This window comes from Cupriavidus basilensis, from assembly GCF_000832305.1.
GTDB classification, from domain to species: domain Bacteria; phylum Pseudomonadota; class Gammaproteobacteria; order Burkholderiales; family Burkholderiaceae; genus Cupriavidus; species Cupriavidus basilensis_F.
The window spans coordinates 2,171,449-2,185,684 of record NZ_CP010536.1 but is presented as its reverse complement, the minus strand read 5'-3'; the positions used below and the strand labels follow the sequence as shown (position 1 = coordinate 2,185,684).

The window sequence follows — 14,236 nt, the reverse complement described above, 5'->3', positions numbered from 1 at the left end:
AACGGAGAGAACCATGTTTCGCGCAATTCTACTCAATCAGAAAGAAGGAAAGACCGAGGCATCGGTGCAGACGCTCACCGCGGATAGACTCCCTGCGGGTGATGTCACGGTGGCGATTGATTACTCGACGCTGAACTACAAGGACGGGATGGCCATTACCGGACTTAGACCTGTGGTAAGGACGTGGCCGATGGTGCCGGGTATCGACTTCGCGGGAACGGTAGAGCAGAGTGCGGACCCGCGCTACCCCGTTGGCAGCAAGGTTGTTCTGACCGGCTGGGGTGTGGGCGAGTCATATTGGGGTGGTTTGTCGCAGAAGGCCGCCGTAAATGGCAACTTTCTGGTACGACTGCCGGAGGGACTGAGCACTCGTGACGCAATGGCTGTCGGCACGGGCGGCTTCACCGCAATGCTGTGCGTGCTGGCCCTGGAGCGAAATGGTGTGACGCCGGATTCGGGTGAGATCCTCGTGACCGGTGCCAACGGCGGGGTGGGTAGTTTTGCCACGTTTCTACTTGCCAAGCGCGGCTACACGGTTGCTGCGTCCACTGGACGTCCCACGGAGGCCGATCGACTTCGCGCTCTGGGCGCGTCGGAGATCATCGACCGCAAGACGCTAAGCGAACCGGGTAAGCCACTTCATGGCGAGCGCTGGGCAGGCGCTGTAGATTCGTTGGGAAGTCACACGCTCGCCAACGTCTGTGCGAGCACTAAGTATGGCGGCACCGTAGCGGCGTGTGGCTTGGCGCAAGGCATGGACTTTCCGTCGACTGTAGCACCGTACATCTTGCGCGGCGTCACCCTGGCCGGCGTTGACAGTGTCCATTGTCCGCTATCGGCGCGGATCGAAGTTTGGCGGCAACTTTCTGCAACACTGGGCGGGAGCGAGTTGCTTACTGCAGTGAAAGAGATCAGCCTTGAGCAAGCGATACCTGTCGCCAAGGAACTACTGGAAGGAAAAGTGCTCGGGCGAGTGGTGGTGAACGTGAATAAGTAATCTATGGGGGTTGGGCATAAATGGCCTATGAGTTCCTCGGCACCGAGCCGGTGGGAAAGCAGAGGATTCCAGTGGTCAGCACAGTGCATGCACGCCGCATTGCAGGTCCCGAGGATTTCGCGCGCCATCCCAGCGAGGAATTCGCGTACGTACTCTCCAGCGAGATCAAGGTGCATTTCGACAACGATGAGAGGGTACATCTGCCGCGCGGCGACTCACTGTACTTCGATGCCCGCCTGGGGCACGCCTAAAACAGCGTCAGCCGCCAGTTCGCCCGGATCGTCGGCGTGATGACTAGCGAAAGCAACTTCATGAAGTCAGTCCAGGCCAAGGGCATGGAGGCTGCGCTAAAACGGGGCGTCGGGGGGGGGGCTCAGGGGAAAGCCGCTGCCGGGCAGGGCAAGGATTGACGGGCGACGCGGATCAGCGAGCACCGGTGGCCACGCTTTGCACTGGAGTTCGCTCCCACCCTTAGTCCACCGTAGTCCACGCCGCCCGGGCCATGGCCGGCGATGGTCTTTCCGGCTGGGGCGTGCGCGCAACGATAGCGATCTTCATCGTGCCACCCAATGGGCCACTTTCTGCCAGAATTGGCGGCTTTATTCCCCCCCCTCTGGCGCCATATGCAGGCACAACACATTTCCTCAGCCACGCTGACGCACCGCGAACGAGAAGTCCTGGCCCTGGTCGCATCCGGCATGAGTTGCCGCGCCGTTGCCACCGAATTACAGATCAGCGTGCTGACCGCCCGCAAGCATCGCAGCAACTTGCTCGGCAAGACGGGCCTGCGCAATGCGGCGCAGCTTGCCGCCTACGCGGTGGCGCACGGCTTTCGTCGATCTCGCGCGGCCCATCGGAGCGGCAGAGATGGCGCATCCGGATCGCGTGCCACCGCTTGTGCTGACGCAGCGCGAGTGTGACATCGCACAACGCGTAGCCGCGGGGCACACTAGCAAGCAGATCGCCAGAGAGCTCGGCCTGAGCAACCTGACCGTACGCAAGCATCGGGAGAACCTGTGCCGGAAACTCGGGGTTGGCAATGCGGCCGGCGTGGCGATCTATTGCCTACGTCATGGCCTGCTGGCGCCTTGAGCGAATGCTTGAATCCGTGCTAACGGAGATACGGCATTGGCAGTATTGCAAGGTGCGTGCGCGCGGCGGGATGATGCTGCGCAGGCTTTGCTTTGTAGGCTGGAAAGCTAGAGCTGGCGCGGCACTCAGCGAACTGTAAGTCAATTGAAAAATATTTAAAAGAGATTTTCGCGTGCACGGGCGTTAGTTGGTTTTTATTAGGGGCAGGCATGGAGCAAAATAAAAATTCCGGGTCGGTGCTCTGGGGCGCGTACGGGCTTGTCCCAGAGCGCAGGCCCGCGTACCAAGCCAATCGTCCAACGCGCGGGCGGCGGCGCCGCGAGCAACAGCAAGCCATCCTCGACGCCAGCCTTCTGGCCCGGGAATGCGAGCGGCAGCGCATCGCCTGCCGCCTGCACGACGAGGTGGGCCAGGTGCTTGCCCTGGCGCTATTGCGGCTGGGCCAGTTCGAGAGGCTGGCGTGCCCGCCGCAGGCGCGGGCGCTGATCGACGAGACGCGTGAGCTGGTGGCGGACGTTGCCGGCAACATCCGCTCGGCGACGTTCGACCTCGGGCTTGGCCTGCTGGCGCAGGGGCCGCTCGACGACGCGCTGCGTAGCTTGGCGCATCGTGCACGGGCCGGATCGAGCGGCGCACCCCGCCTGCTGCTGGATCTGCGCGGCCCGCAGGTGCTGCTTGAGCAAGCCGCCACCGCAGTGTTGCTGCGTGTGGTGAACGAACTGCTTGCCAACGTCCGGAAGCACAGCGGTGCGGCCCAGGTGTGGGTGCGTACGGCCTGTGGGCGCGGTCACGTGACGGTCAGCGTGGAGGACAACGGCCGTGGCTTCGATGCCGGCGCCGTCTCCAGCGAGGGCGCTGCTGCTGGCGGCTTTGGCCTGCCCAGCAGCACGGCGCAGCTTCGCGCGCTGGGCGCGCGCCTCGAAGTGTGCTCCGCGCCGGGCATCGGCACTCGCATGCGCATCGTAATGCCCATAGGCCACGGGCGGGGGGGTGGCGCCGACGCCGACGGCTCGCCGCATCGCGACGGGAGCGACACCATATTGCGAGGTTAGAGATGCCGACCACGCGCGTTTTGCTGGCGGATGATCACACGCTCTTCCGGGAGGGGCTCGCCGCTTTGCTTGAGCGGGAAGCCGACATGACCGTCATCGGGCAAGCCGCCGACGGTATGGAAGCTTTCCGAATGGCTCAGGCTTTGCTCCCCGACGTGATCGCACTCGATCTCGGCATGCCAGTACTCAACGGCGTCGACGCGCTCTGCCGCATCGTGCCTGCCGTGCCCTCGGCGCGCGTCCTGTGCCTCTCGGCGCATGCCGAGCAGCGCATGATCGCCGCCGCGCTGGATGCCGGCGCGCTCGGCTATCTGCTCAAGGATTGCGCCTACGACGAGCTCGGCAAGGCCATCCGCACGGTGGCGGGCGGACGCTCATATCTCAGTCCGGAAGTAGCCACCGCCATGGTCGCCAGCCTGCGCTCGGCGCGGCACCACGGCGCGACGGCGCCGAGCGCGCAACTCAGCGTGCGCGAGAGGCAGATCCTGCAGTTGCTGGTGGAGGGTCACTCCACCCGGGAGATCGCCGAACGGCTGCACATCAGCGCCAAGACGGTAGGTACCCATCGGGAACACATCATGGCCAAGCTTCAGGTCAAGGGCATTGCCCAGTTGACGCGTTACTCCATTCGCGAAGGCCTGTTCTAGCCGTTGCGCCCCCGCGCGAACCGCGCCTGTGCCTCCGCCGGTCCGGGCTGCTGACGAGCGAATCAGTTTTCCTGAAGGTGCAAATCAGCCAGCGACACGGTTCGCCGGCGCCCGCGATGGGCGACCATGCATTCCAGACGAACGGTGCATGCGCGATGGCGGCAAGGCACGGCGCGTCGGCGGACGACGGGGTTGATGCCGGCGCCGTCCTTTCTCGACAAACGATCTGGAGCTGGAAAATGGCAAACGTCGATACGGTGGGTCTGTGGAAACAGTGGATGGGCGCCCTGCAGGCGTCCGCCTTTCCCAATGGCATGTCCGCCCAGCAGCAGTTCAGCGCTGGCTCTACCACCCTGAACGTGGACCTCGGCAACGCCGACCCTGGCATTATCAATGCCTACGTGTATGGCATTGGCGATGTCGTGCCTGCCAACAGCCCGGCATACGCACCAGCGGGCGGGCTGCTGGCGACGTACGCGACCTTCCTCGACTGGGTGGACCTTGGCGCCATGGTCAACCCAAACCTCGCCAGCCAGGTCAACCAGGCCGCAGCCGCGCTCAATACCGCCCAGACGACATTCAACAACGTCCAGGTGGCGGCCTACACGGCTTACGGTGCCTACAAGAACGTCAATCCCACGCCGCCTGCGTTCCAGACCTGGGTGCAGCAGAGCTATCCGTCATACCTGAGCGCCAACAATGCGCTGATCGGCGCTGCCAGCGCCTATGACGAAATCATGATCCAGGCCTATGGGGCCGGCTATAGCGTCGTGCAGCAGGCCCGCGCAAAGGTGGGCATCAACGGCGCGCAGAGCATGTCGCTGCAGAACCCGTACAACATGCCAGTCAAGATAGGCAGCGTCGCGCCCGCGGGCAGCCAGCCGGTGGTAATCGGCGGCACCAATCCGGTGCCGGCGAACAACCTAATCTCGGCCTTTGCGCCGTCCTACGCCCTGCAAGCATTCAGCACCAAGTATGCCGAGTGGCAGCAGGCCAGCGTCGCCGGTAAGAATAACGCCGGCGCGTCGATCTCGGTGACCTCCGCTTCGAAGACCTATGACTTCGACGAGTTTGGCTGGAGCACCTCGGTGGACGCCAGCCTGTTCGGCGACTTCTTCTCCTTCTTCGGCAGCGGTTCGGCCAGCGGCCAGAAGACCAGCGTCAATACCGCCAGCACGGACTTCAGCCTGACCGTGGACTTTACCGGCTTCGGCACCTTTCCGGTCGGCCCTGGGCTGTGGTGGGACAACGGCGCGCTGGTGTCGACCTACCATCAGCGGCTCAAACCCGGCGCGCCGGCTTTCTTCGGCGACAGCGGAGCGCTGGCGCGGATGCCGACGCAGATCGTGGTGGGCTTCCAGCCGACGGTGACGCTGAAGATGGCGGCCAGCGACTACAGCAACGTCAAGAACAGCTGGCAGGCACAGGCGACCGCATCGATTGGCATCGGGCCGTTCCGCCTCGGCTCGGCCACGGTGTCGACCTACGGCACAAAGCAGGACATCAAGTGGGACGACGCATCGGCCACAGTCACCATCGGCCCGGTCAGCAGCACCCTGCCGATCCTGCTTGGGGTCGTAAGCCAGAAGCTCGGCACCTGATGCCACTCGCAGTGGCAGTCCCTCGCGCGCTCGTGCGAGGGGCTGCACCGCGTTCCTGTCCATCCTGCCGGGAGGTCTCGCCGTGCTATCCGACCGCGCGCTCTGGCGCTTGTATGCCGCGGCGATTGCCAGCCATGTGGGCGTGACTGGCAGCGACGTGTTCTCCGTCGCCGGGGTTGCCACCTTCAGCGGCCTGGGCAGCGCGGATGCGCAGGTGTGCAATTGGTGCACCTACCAGCTTGGCGACAGTATTCCCGCTGCCGCCGGTGCCTACGCACCACGCAGTGGCTTGTTTGCCGCATATTGGCTGTGCCTGAGCTACCTGGTGGAAAGCGCCGCGGCGCAGCCCGGCTTGTTGCAGGCGGCTGCCCGGTCGAGCGGCCTGCAATCCGACCTAGCGCGCTACCGGCACGCCGTGCTGGCATGGCGGCCCGGACCTGCCACGCCGACGGGCGTCAACTTCGCGGCCAATGCCGCAAACGATGCGATGGCGGGTGGCGTGTCCGCGGCAGCGCTGGACGCGCATCAGGCGCTGCTAGTCCGGCTGGGCGGACGCATGCTGGCGCTCACGACGGCCTTGAATCGCTGCCTGCAGGCAGCGCAACAGGAGGCGTCGGACCTGAACATGGCCGCCAGCCTCTATGCGACGGGAACCGTATTCCGCTGCCCGCAATACGCGATCGACGGCTGGCTGACGGGACTGGCCACATGGCGCGCGTCGCCGGCCAGCGGCGCCACGGCCTGGTCCGTGTCCGTGCCGCCGCAAGGGCTGGCTGCGCTAGCCGAGGCCGCGCCCGCTGCCTCGCAGGGCGCAGGGCCGCCGGATCCGACGGATGCAGGGAACTGGCCTTCTTTCCTGGACCTGCACGCGTCCGGAGACACGGTAGCGGCTGGCGCCCTCAACGCCGCTTCGCTATCGACGACGGTCGACGGCGCGGCGGGTGGCCTGCTCGACGAGGTCAATGGGTTGACGTTGTCGCTGGGTGGATTCGGCGTCTTCGCGCTGTCCCCGGGCAACTGGTTCGACGCCGGCCTGCTGGGTGGCGGCCAGGCCGCGTTGCCTGCCGGCGCGCCCGATTTCTTTAGCGCTGCCGGTGCGCTTGCCTTGCTGCCAACGGGTGCAGTCATCGGCTACCAGCCGCGCGTTACACTGCGCGCCGGCAGCCCTCAGCAGGCTCAGGCGCTCGCCACCGCGCTGACGCGGGTCGGTCCGTTTGCCGTACAGGGCGTGAGCCAGGATGCGCCGGGCGTCATGGCATGCCGGGGTTGCAACGACACCGAAGTCTCGTTCGATGCCAGCGGCTCGGATGTCCCGGTCCTGCTGGGCGTGATCAGCAAGCCGATTTCGTAGCGCTAGCGGGGACACGCCCGCCAGCGCATCCATTGCAGTAGCGTTTCAAGGAGAGCAACCATGATGAACGACTGGAAAGTCAGCACGTATCGCGACCCCACGAACGGCATTGGCGTCTGGGTGTACTACGAGAATCCGGCCTTTCCGGATATCCACATGAGTCGTTGCGTCGACGATGCCACGCGCGACCATATGGCGACGAACGATCGCACCGCCTATTACTTCGGCAATAATCGGCCGCCCACTTTCAACAACGCCACAGTGCCGGAACATACCCGCATCGCGCTGCAGGCGGCCTGGCGCGACTATTTCACTGTGATGTGAGGTCTGCCATTCCACGAGTTGCATCCTTCAAGGAGTCAGCCATGGCCAAGTATTGCCAGGAAAAATTCACCGAAGCCACCACCGGAACAGAGGTCAAGGTCTGCTGGCGGCAGGACAAGCATGTCCACGATGCCACTCTCATCACAACGATCGAGCTCTGGCTCCAGGCCCAGCGGGGAGGGCAATGGGGTGTACGCCCCGGCAGCTACGAGTCCAACCTGTCGTCCTGCGCGGTGAACGCGGTCAGTTTTGGCTAGTGCGCTAACCAGGGCGGGGGCCGGTACCCCCGCCGATCGGACTCAGGCGACGGCATCAGCTTTGTCGCCGCGCCATGAAAACCTGCCGCCGGCCCTAAAAGGATCCGGATCCCCGCCGTTAAGCAGCCACGCCTAATTCAATCTGTACATGGGGAGCTGGCAGGCTCTGTCGCGATAGGGGTGTGGTGACGAGCTAAGTGGGTGAGTGCCGCGCGGGTCGAATCTTCTAGAGGAACAAAGCGCGATATGGTGTATCGCCCATGGTCGCTTGAGGGCAAAGAGATTGAAGCGCGGCCGTTTGGCTCCCCACCGCCAGATATGGAAGTTGTCCTGCTTTGGCGGAAGGATGTGGAACTCTCGCAATCCGCCACCGCAGTTCGCGACTTTCTGATCTACGCCTGCAGCCGTTAGTTGCTCGACGCATTGGGTCAGTGTAATGCAGAGCGCTGCTCAAGCCGTGCCACGATCCAGTCGATGAAAACGGGAACCCTGCGATTCTTCTTGGCCGAGGGTGGATAAAAAGCGAAACTGGTGCGGTTGGTGTCTTCCACTCGGGAGGAGAAGGACCAGAAGCCCTTGAGAGATTGGGGTGGGTATGGTTGAACGGTAGAGCTGACCAATACCTAGGCCCTGTACCACCATGCTGAGGTGGCCGTTACTTCCACGGCTTGCGCACCGATAGCGGTGCCGATGTGCGTTTTAACCGTGCCGGGCCCGCCCACAAGGACGACGTTGTGGGCAGACTCGAGGAATTCGCATCGATAGAGTTACCGCACGAGTGCCTCGTTCATTTCAACGCAACTGAAATCGAAGCCGACTAGATCCTGAAGCGCTGGAAACTTGGCTAACCACGAGTTTGTCACGCTCGAGCCAGGCACACCATATCGGGTGTGGGCTTGACGATACTTGCTGCTCCAAGCGGATTTCCTACGATATAGATGTTGGAGGTCACGAAAAGGTCTGGAGGCAAATATGTATCGGCATGAGCGCTCACTGGCGGTGATGTACCCGCTAGGCACAGGAGAGTGGTTGTTCGCCGTAGTCACCGGACCGCGAGTTGTTCACTTCGGTCCATTCGAATCGAGGGATGATGCGGACGAAATTCTCGCAAAGATGTATCCGGATACACCGATGGTTGAACTGTCGGTGCAGCCAAGGAAACTAGATAACGATGGTGTGTCGATCCTCGGATATGCCGCCGCGCAGCAGGTAGCGTTTCAAGCGGAAGTCGGCTAGTAGCCGCGTCAGCAGCCATAGCCAGTAGCCACCTTCGGGTGGCTCTTTCATGCCCATTGCATGCGCAAAAAAAAGACCGGACCGCGCGGGGGCGTCCAGTCCGATCCTGCGCAGCGGCGCTAAAGGTGAAGCAGCTACCGCTGCGAGGCGTGAATTTAAACATATCAATATCTGATATAGGCGGCGTCTAATTCTCTTGTTGTTGTCGGCCAACGCTTAAAAATATTAAGCGGTGGGCCAAGTGCATGCCTCTTCATTCCACGCGCGCTCGTCCACGCACAAAGCCACCTTTGGGTGGCTTTTTCTTTGCCGGAGTCCGCATGGACCAACAAGTCTTCTAGGCCGCTGCCGGCCTATCGCCGGCGCTCTCGGCACGCTGGTGGCCACACGTCGAGCCGGCGCCGTTGGAGTTCGGCATCCTGTCGCCGGCGCGTGTTGCCGCGTGGATCGCGCCGACCGGCCACAAGTCGCTGGGCTTCTCGCTCACACGCGAACTGTGGGGGCCGACCCCAGCGCAGATGCGCTGCGAGCGCGACCTGTCGGCGCGGTAGCCGCTGGCGGACAAGACCGGCCGCAACCAGAGACCATTCGAGCTGGGCAACAGCCAGCCAGGAGACGGCAAGCGCTTCATGGGCCGTGGGCTTATCCAGATCACCGGGCGCGCGAACCACCGTGCATGTGGTGCCGCCCTTGGCTTCGACCCGGAGGCGGCACCGGCAATGCTCGAGGGCGATGCGCTGGCCGCGCGCTCGGCGTGCTGGTTCTGGGCAAGCCGCAATCTAAATGCGCTGGCAGATGCCGGTGACTTCGAGGCGCTGACACGCAAGATCAACGGCGGCACCAATGGGCTAGCGGACCGCAAGGAGCGTTGGGCCCGCGCAAAGCAATTCATCAGGGGATAACAGGGAGGGTACATGCAAGAGCACGAAAAGAGCCTGGCGATGCTGATCGCAATGGACGCGATGATTGCCCTGGGGAAGCTGCTTGTGAGCGATGAACACCTGACATTCCGGCTGATCATCAGCCGGGCACTCCTGGGCGCGGCCACGTCGATAATTGCTGGCGTGGGCCTGATCCAGTTTCCGGAGCCGCCGCCGCTGGCGCTCTATGGCATTGGCAGCGGCCCTGGCATTGTTGGCTCGCAGTACATCGAGGTGTGGCTGAAGCGCAGGCTGCGCCAGGGGGGGGCGGGAAATGAAGACGGTCATCTGGGGCGCCTGTGGGCTGGCGGCGCTGCTTGGCGCCGTGCTCGCGGTGATGCTGGCCTATCTGCTGTATTTCGCACCGTGGACGGACGCCGCCGCTCAAGCGCTGCAGGCGGCCACCGAACGCGCCGGTCGGGTGCAGGACGCCAACGAGCGCTGTACAGCTGACGTGGATAAGGCCAACGGCGCCGCGGCGGCGCTGAAGGCGGCGGCGGCCGAGCGTGCGGGCCAGGTTGCCGCGGCGCTGGCGCAGGCCGAGAGCCGCGCGGTGGCGGCTCTGCATCCATGAGCTCGTGCTGGCAGGCCCGCATGAAGCTGCGCGCCCGCTCCGGGTCCCGGCACGTCATCCAGTCATCCCACTCCGCCCGCGGCACGATGACGATCATTCGTTTATCCTTGCCCGGTGCATGGAAGCGGTTCATCAGCGGATGCTTGTCCGAGTCGATGGTCCGCATGGTGAACGAGAGCGCGCCGTCTTACCAATCCCGCCACCGGCCGGCGATGGCGAACTCCGGCTCGTCCTTCAGCCAGATCCGCCAGCGCAAGGACTTGGGTCCGGCCTCGTAGTTCGGCTCGTAGAAGCTGGGGCCGGCACTAGCTGGGGCCGGCACTAGACAGAGCTACCTATTCGCAAATCCTTGGAGTCGACGCGGACCGCCCACAGGAGGTTCTTCATAAAATGACGGCAGCGAGCTTCGCCTCCAGCGGAGTATCTGACGAAGGCTTGCAACTTCGACTTTGTCGACCGGCCGATGGCATACAGCAGGCGCTGGCCGAACTGCGCGACAGCGGGGGGCGGCTGGACGAGGATCCGTCGCTGGTCGTATCGTTCAACGAGCGCCAGCGGCTGGTGAACAAAGCGCTATTCGACCACCTCGATCAGGAATACATGGCGGGCGAGGCATAGCGGCATCCAGAGTGCACCGGCTAATGGGTGTCATTCGGCACAATACGCGGAATTTCACGCAATTTCCCCGCCTTCTTCATGCAACACGTCAGCAAAATGTTCTGGTAGTCCGGTTTGCCATGAGCGCGGGTACGCATCTAAGATGCATTTCCCAATCGTCCACCGATGCTGCCATGCTGCTTGACCGACTCACCCAGGCCGCCGCCGAGCGTGCCGAACGCGCCATGACGCGCAGGCGGCGCGTCACACACACAGCCTGCGCGCCGCATCAGGAGGTCAGCCATGGATGCGGCGAGCCCCGCACGCTGTTGAGTTTTTGCAGCAACGACTACCTTGGGCTGGCCAACCATCCCACGGTTATCTCCGCCTTTGCCGAGGGCGCTTACCGCTATGGCGCGGGCAGCGGGGCATCCCACGTGGTTAACGGGCACTCGTTGGCCCACGACCATCTGGAGAACGAGTTGGCGCGGTGGCTGGATTCACATATCCCCGGCGCGCAGGCGCTCTATTTCTGTAGCGGCTACATGGCAAACATGGCAGTGCTGAGCGCGTTGGGCACGGCCGGCGCTACCCTGTTCTGCGACAAGCTCAACCATGCCTCGCTGATCGACGGGGCGCTTCTGGCACGCGCCCATGTAAAACGCTACCCGCACGGCAACACCACTGCGCTGGCGAGACTGCTGGCCGGTAGCGACAGCCCCCTCAAGCTGATCGTCACCGACAGCGTATTCAGCATGGACGGTGACATTGCCCCGCTGGTCGAATTGCTGGCATTGGCCGAACGCCACGATGCCTGGATCGTCGTCGACGACGCCCACGGCTTTGGCGTGCTGGGGGAGAGCGGTCGCGGCGTGCTGGAGCATCTGGCACTGGCCTCCGAACGCTTCATCTACATCGGCACGCTGGGCAAGGCCGCCGGCGTAGCCGGCGCCTTCGTGGCTGCGCACGCAACCATCGTGGAGCATTTGGTCAACGTGGCACGGCCCTATATCTACACGACGGCCGCGCCACCGGCCGCAGCGCATGCGCTGCTGGCTAGCCTGGCGCTGATCGCGGGCGCGGAGGGGCGTCGGCGCCGCGCCCATGTGGCGCAACTTATCGGACAGCTGCGAGCAGGCCTGGAAACATTACTGGCCTGCCATGCGGAGGCCGGCTGGCAGCTGGCCGATAGCGATACGCCTATCCAACCACTGATCGTAGGAGGCAATGCCGCTGCCATGGCCCTCTCCGCCGCGCTGGAAGCTGACGGCATCCGCGTCACTGCCATCCGGCCGCCAACGGTACCGGAAGGCACGGCGCGCTTGCGCATTGCGCTCTCGGCAGCGCACACGGCGGGCGACATAGCGCGCTTGCTGGACTGCCTGTCTGCCATCGTGGCGCAGCGGGAGGCGGCATGAGCGCGCCGGCCCGTCTCGCCACATTCGCCAGGCTCGGCATGCACGCCCAAATGGAGGCTGAGGCGCAAACGGAAGCGGTGATCGAGAAGCCAGCGTCCTGTCGCCCATTCGTTGACGCCACATTCTTGCACGATCCCTATCCTCTCTATCGCGAGCTGCGTGAGGCTGGCCCTATCCATTGGAGCGAGGAGTTCTTCGGCGGTGCCTGGTTGCTGACCAGGCACGACGACGTTGAGGCCGTGCTGCGCGATCCCCTTTACTCAGCGCGGCGCACGGGTGGCTGGGTGATGCGTGGCAACGAGGAATCGCGCCAGACGCTCTGTCCCTTCCAGCGCCTGTTCAGCCGGGCGATGCTATTTCTCGACGCACCGGATCACACGCGCCTGCGGCAGGTGCTCAATGCCGGCTTCCGGCCGTCAACCCTACGCGCCAGCGCAGGCGCGATCGAGCACATGGTGGCCGGATTGATGAGTGGCATTGACGAAGCAGGGCCGTTCGATTTCATGGAGAGGATTGCCAGGCCGCTCCCGGCAATGGTGATTGCGCGGTTGCTCGGCATGGACGCGGCCGACCAGCCGGAATTCCTGGCCTGGTCCGAGGATCTGGCCGCCTTCATCGGCGCACCGGATCCTGATCAGGGGCTAAAACGACAAGCGCAGGTCAGCCTGCTCAAGCTGAGTGCCGCCTTCGAGGCAATGCTCGCGCGGCGCCGGGAGCAAGGGGCAACGGTGCTGGACGCAGCGGGTGACGATTTGATCGGGCACCTGCTGCGAGCCGAGGCCAGCGGCGAGGTGGAGTCCGGGGCCGAACTGTTGGCGCAATGCGCCATGCTTCTGTTCGCGGGACATGAGACGACGCGCAATCTGCTCGGCAATGGACTGTATGCCTTGCTGAGCCATCCGGATCAATGGCGGCGCCTGCAGCGGGCTCCCGAGTTGCTGCCGAATGCCTTGCGCGAGCTGTTGCGCTACGAGAGTCCGGTCCAATACACAGGCCGGCGGGTCACCACGGACGTGGTCCTGCATGGGCGCCGGCTGCGGCGCGGGGAACTAGTGGTCCCTCTGATCGGCGCTGCCAATCGCGATCCGGCGCGCTACAGCAACCCGGACAGCCTGGATATCTCCCGGCGGGAGGGCTCGCATTTGTCTTTCGGACATGGCCCGCATTTTTGCATTGGCGCCGCGCTAACGTTGATGGAGGCAGAGATTGTGTTTCGGGCGCTGTCAGCCCGCTGGCCCGAGCTAGCGCTCCTGGATGCCAGTCCACATTGGAACGGGAACCCCGTCTATCGGGGACTCGCTAGTCTGCAGATACGCTGCCTCCCTTGAAGCACACCAAGGGCGCAAGATAAAACGACTCGTGGACCAGATAAGGCAGCCTAATCCAGCTTCATTCGCGCGTCTTTTGCCAGTTGCCACTACTGTGCGATCTCGGCACCCACGCACTGGCGGAAATGCTCGGCGTGACCATGCCCGACAACAATAGCTTGTTCGGCGAGCGTATTGTGAACTTCAGAATTCTACAGGACCGTCTGCAGGTCCACTCGCAGCCGCTCCTGGACATTCCGCAGAGTACCGCGAGGGACGGCTACGCCGTACCAGAACGCACCGCTCGACATGGTGATACCGGCTTCGGAAAAGGTGGGAACTGCGCGATACTAAGGCAACCGTGCCGCTCTCGACGGAACTGGAGCGCACCCGCGAGCAGGTGGCCGTCGCGCAGGAGCGTGCCAGCGCCACCGAGCGCTGCGCCAGAAGGGCGAGCAGCCGGCAGCGGACCTGCGCGCCGAACTGGCGGCCGTGCAGGTGATGGCGCAGGAAGCCGCCGTGGCCGGCGCCGAGGTGCGGGCGCGGCGCCATACTGGACTGGCTGCAGCGGGCGGTCCACGCCGGGCAGACGGTGGAACCTTTCCGGGGAGTCGCTACGAAGCAATAGCTGACCACTGCCGAAGAGCCAGAACCCAGACAAGAGTCCTGGGCGGGAGCACCAAGTTCCGGTAGTGGTGGGGGAGGCGGAGGATGGCTCCGCTGTGCTCCAGAAGCTGGCTTGGTTGCCAGCGATTCATCTACAATGCCCGGCTGGGTTGGAACCGATATCATGGGGCATTCCAGGGCAACGCACCGTCCTTGGCGAGGCAGCATCCGGCCCATCGACCAGGAATACGCGCGCT

Annotated in this window: 17 protein-coding genes and 4 pseudogenes; 19 read left to right on the top strand and 2 right to left on the bottom strand. The window is 64.0% G+C overall.

Annotated features, from left to right (window positions below; genetic code table 11):
- Nucleotides 1–13: 13 nt before the first annotated feature.
- The 11 genes and pseudogenes from RR42_RS10210 to RR42_RS41060 form a co-directional block, all read left to right on the top strand.
- Entirely contained in the window at nt 14–997 is a 984-nt protein-coding gene (locus RR42_RS10210) for an MDR family oxidoreductase (RefSeq protein ID WP_043346264.1), read from the top strand.
- A gap of 20 nt (nt 998–1,017) precedes the next feature.
- Nucleotides 1,018–1,407, top strand: a pseudogene (locus RR42_RS38480) (cupin domain-containing protein); the annotation flags it as partial.
- A 159-nt stretch (nt 1,408–1,566) separates the two neighbouring features.
- Nucleotides 1,567–1,917 (top strand): helix-turn-helix domain-containing protein, encoded by a 351-nt coding sequence (locus tag RR42_RS41700; RefSeq protein ID WP_082054866.1) that lies wholly within the window; start codon nt 1,567–1,569, stop codon nt 1,915–1,917.
- Nucleotides 1,865–2,089, top strand: a complete 225-nt coding sequence (locus tag RR42_RS10200; RefSeq protein ID WP_173430662.1) for a helix-turn-helix domain-containing protein — start codon at nt 1,865–1,867, stop codon at nt 2,087–2,089. The genes RR42_RS41700 and RR42_RS10200 overlap by 53 nt, the downstream gene beginning before the upstream one ends.
- 209 nt (nt 2,090–2,298) lie before the next feature.
- Complete coding sequence (locus RR42_RS10195) at nt 2,299–3,141, top strand: sensor histidine kinase (protein WP_082054865.1); 843 nt, start codon at nt 2,299–2,301, stop codon at nt 3,139–3,141.
- Between the two features lie 2 nt (nt 3,142–3,143).
- Nucleotides 3,144–3,788, top strand: a complete 645-nt coding sequence (locus RR42_RS10190; RefSeq protein ID WP_043346259.1) for a response regulator — start codon at nt 3,144–3,146, stop codon at nt 3,786–3,788.
- Nucleotides 3,789–4,027: 239 nt separating this feature from the next.
- Nucleotides 4,028–5,389 (top strand): hypothetical protein, encoded by a 1,362-nt coding sequence (locus RR42_RS10185; protein ID WP_236702016.1) that lies wholly within the window; start codon nt 4,028–4,030, stop codon nt 5,387–5,389.
- 82 nt (nt 5,390–5,471) lie between these two features.
- Nucleotides 5,472–6,740 carry a hypothetical protein gene (locus tag RR42_RS10180; RefSeq protein ID WP_043346256.1) on the top strand — a complete coding sequence of 423 codons (1,269 nt, stop codon included), beginning with the start codon at nt 5,472–5,474 and terminating at the stop codon, nt 6,738–6,740.
- A gap of 60 nt (nt 6,741–6,800) precedes the next feature.
- Nucleotides 6,801–7,064 (top strand): hypothetical protein, encoded by a 264-nt coding sequence (locus RR42_RS10175; RefSeq protein WP_043346254.1) that lies wholly within the window; start codon nt 6,801–6,803, stop codon nt 7,062–7,064.
- 41 nt (nt 7,065–7,105) lie between these two features.
- Nucleotides 7,106–7,321: a hypothetical protein gene (locus RR42_RS10170; protein WP_043346252.1), complete on the top strand. Its 216-nt coding sequence runs from the start codon at nt 7,106–7,108 to the stop codon at nt 7,319–7,321.
- Nucleotides 7,322–7,564: 243 nt separating this feature from the next.
- Nucleotides 7,565–7,732, top strand: a pseudogene (locus RR42_RS41060) (LysR family transcriptional regulator); the annotation flags it as partial.
- 248 nt (nt 7,733–7,980) lie between these two features.
- Here the strand turns inward: RR42_RS41060 and RR42_RS41055 are convergent.
- Both RR42_RS41055 and RR42_RS41470 read right to left on the bottom strand, forming a co-directional pair.
- A pseudogene (locus RR42_RS41055) lies at nt 7,981–8,166 on the bottom strand (ATP-binding protein); the annotation flags it as partial.
- Nucleotides 8,167–8,482: 316 nt separating this feature from the next.
- Nucleotides 8,483–8,608: a hypothetical protein gene (locus RR42_RS41470; RefSeq protein ID WP_269083390.1), complete on the bottom strand. Its 126-nt coding sequence runs from the start codon at nt 8,606–8,608 to the stop codon at nt 8,483–8,485.
- A 353-nt stretch (nt 8,609–8,961) separates the two neighbouring features.
- On the opposite strand from RR42_RS41470, the gene RR42_RS41050 reads away from it, so the two are divergent.
- From RR42_RS41050 to RR42_RS10135, 8 genes and pseudogenes are all read left to right on the top strand, one after another.
- Entirely contained in the window at nt 8,962–9,108 is a 147-nt protein-coding gene (locus tag RR42_RS41050; protein WP_236702015.1) for a hypothetical protein, read from the top strand.
- Between the two features lie 3 nt (nt 9,109–9,111).
- Nucleotides 9,112–9,459 (top strand): glycoside hydrolase family 19 protein, encoded by a 348-nt coding sequence (locus tag RR42_RS41045; protein WP_330218520.1) that lies wholly within the window; start codon nt 9,112–9,114, stop codon nt 9,457–9,459.
- A 12-nt stretch (nt 9,460–9,471) separates the two neighbouring features.
- Nucleotides 9,472–9,717 (top strand): annotated as a pseudogene (locus RR42_RS41040) (holin); the annotation flags it as partial.
- Between the two features lie 34 nt (nt 9,718–9,751).
- On the top strand, nt 9,752–10,051 hold the full coding sequence (locus tag RR42_RS41035) for a hypothetical protein (protein ID WP_043346248.1): 300 nt from the start codon (nt 9,752–9,754) through the stop codon (nt 10,049–10,051).
- 20 nt (nt 10,052–10,071) lie between these two features.
- Nucleotides 10,072–10,329: a hypothetical protein gene (locus tag RR42_RS40420; protein ID WP_158408280.1), complete on the top strand. Its 258-nt coding sequence runs from the start codon at nt 10,072–10,074 to the stop codon at nt 10,327–10,329.
- A gap of 112 nt (nt 10,330–10,441) precedes the next feature.
- Complete coding sequence (locus tag RR42_RS10145; protein ID WP_043346244.1) at nt 10,442–10,669, top strand: hypothetical protein; 228 nt, start codon at nt 10,442–10,444, stop codon at nt 10,667–10,669.
- A gap of 173 nt (nt 10,670–10,842) precedes the next feature.
- Nucleotides 10,843–12,066, top strand: a complete 1,224-nt coding sequence (gene bioF, locus RR42_RS10140; protein ID WP_043346241.1) for an 8-amino-7-oxononanoate synthase — start codon at nt 10,843–10,845, stop codon at nt 12,064–12,066.
- Nucleotides 12,063–13,394 carry a cytochrome P450 gene (locus RR42_RS10135; protein WP_419188875.1) on the top strand — a complete coding sequence of 444 codons (1,332 nt, stop codon included), beginning with the start codon at nt 12,063–12,065 and terminating at the stop codon, nt 13,392–13,394. Before bioF ends, RR42_RS10135 begins: the two co-directional genes overlap by 4 nt.
- Nucleotides 13,395–14,236: the final 842 nt, after the last annotated feature.

What these genes read in the sequence shown, in the direction of transcription:
- RR42_RS10190 (WP_043346259.1), top strand. Translation starts at nt 3,144, where the DNA reads ATGCCGACCACGCGCGTTTTGCTGGCGGATGATCACACGCTCTTCCGG.
- RR42_RS10175 (WP_043346254.1), top strand. Translation starts at nt 6,801, where the DNA reads ATGATGAACGACTGGAAAGTCAGCACGTATCGCGACCCCACGAACGGC.
- RR42_RS10145 (WP_043346244.1), top strand. Translation starts at nt 10,442, where the DNA reads ATGACGGCAGCGAGCTTCGCCTCCAGCGGAGTATCTGACGAAGGCTTG.
- RR42_RS10200 (WP_173430662.1), top strand. Translation starts at nt 1,865, where the DNA reads ATGGCGCATCCGGATCGCGTGCCACCGCTTGTGCTGACGCAGCGCGAG.
- bioF (WP_043346241.1), top strand. Translation starts at nt 10,843, where the DNA reads ATGCTGCTTGACCGACTCACCCAGGCCGCCGCCGAGCGTGCCGAACGC.
- RR42_RS10210 (WP_043346264.1), top strand. Translation starts at nt 14, where the DNA reads ATGTTTCGCGCAATTCTACTCAATCAGAAAGAAGGAAAGACCGAGGCA.
- RR42_RS10195 (WP_082054865.1), top strand. Translation starts at nt 2,299, where the DNA reads ATGGAGCAAAATAAAAATTCCGGGTCGGTGCTCTGGGGCGCGTACGGG.
- RR42_RS10185 (WP_236702016.1), top strand. Translation starts at nt 4,028, where the DNA reads ATGGCAAACGTCGATACGGTGGGTCTGTGGAAACAGTGGATGGGCGCC.
- RR42_RS40420 (WP_158408280.1), top strand. Translation starts at nt 10,072, where the DNA reads ATGAAGCTGCGCGCCCGCTCCGGGTCCCGGCACGTCATCCAGTCATCC.
- RR42_RS41035 (WP_043346248.1), top strand. Translation starts at nt 9,752, where the DNA reads ATGAAGACGGTCATCTGGGGCGCCTGTGGGCTGGCGGCGCTGCTTGGC.
- RR42_RS10170 (WP_043346252.1), top strand. Translation starts at nt 7,106, where the DNA reads ATGGCCAAGTATTGCCAGGAAAAATTCACCGAAGCCACCACCGGAACA.
- RR42_RS10135 (WP_419188875.1), top strand. Translation starts at nt 12,063, where the DNA reads ATGAGCGCGCCGGCCCGTCTCGCCACATTCGCCAGGCTCGGCATGCAC.
- RR42_RS41470 (WP_269083390.1), bottom strand. Translation starts at nt 8,608, where the DNA reads ATGAAAGAGCCACCCGAAGGTGGCTACTGGCTATGGCTGCTGACGCGG.
- RR42_RS41700 (WP_082054866.1), top strand. Translation starts at nt 1,567, where the DNA reads ATGGGCCACTTTCTGCCAGAATTGGCGGCTTTATTCCCCCCCCTCTGG.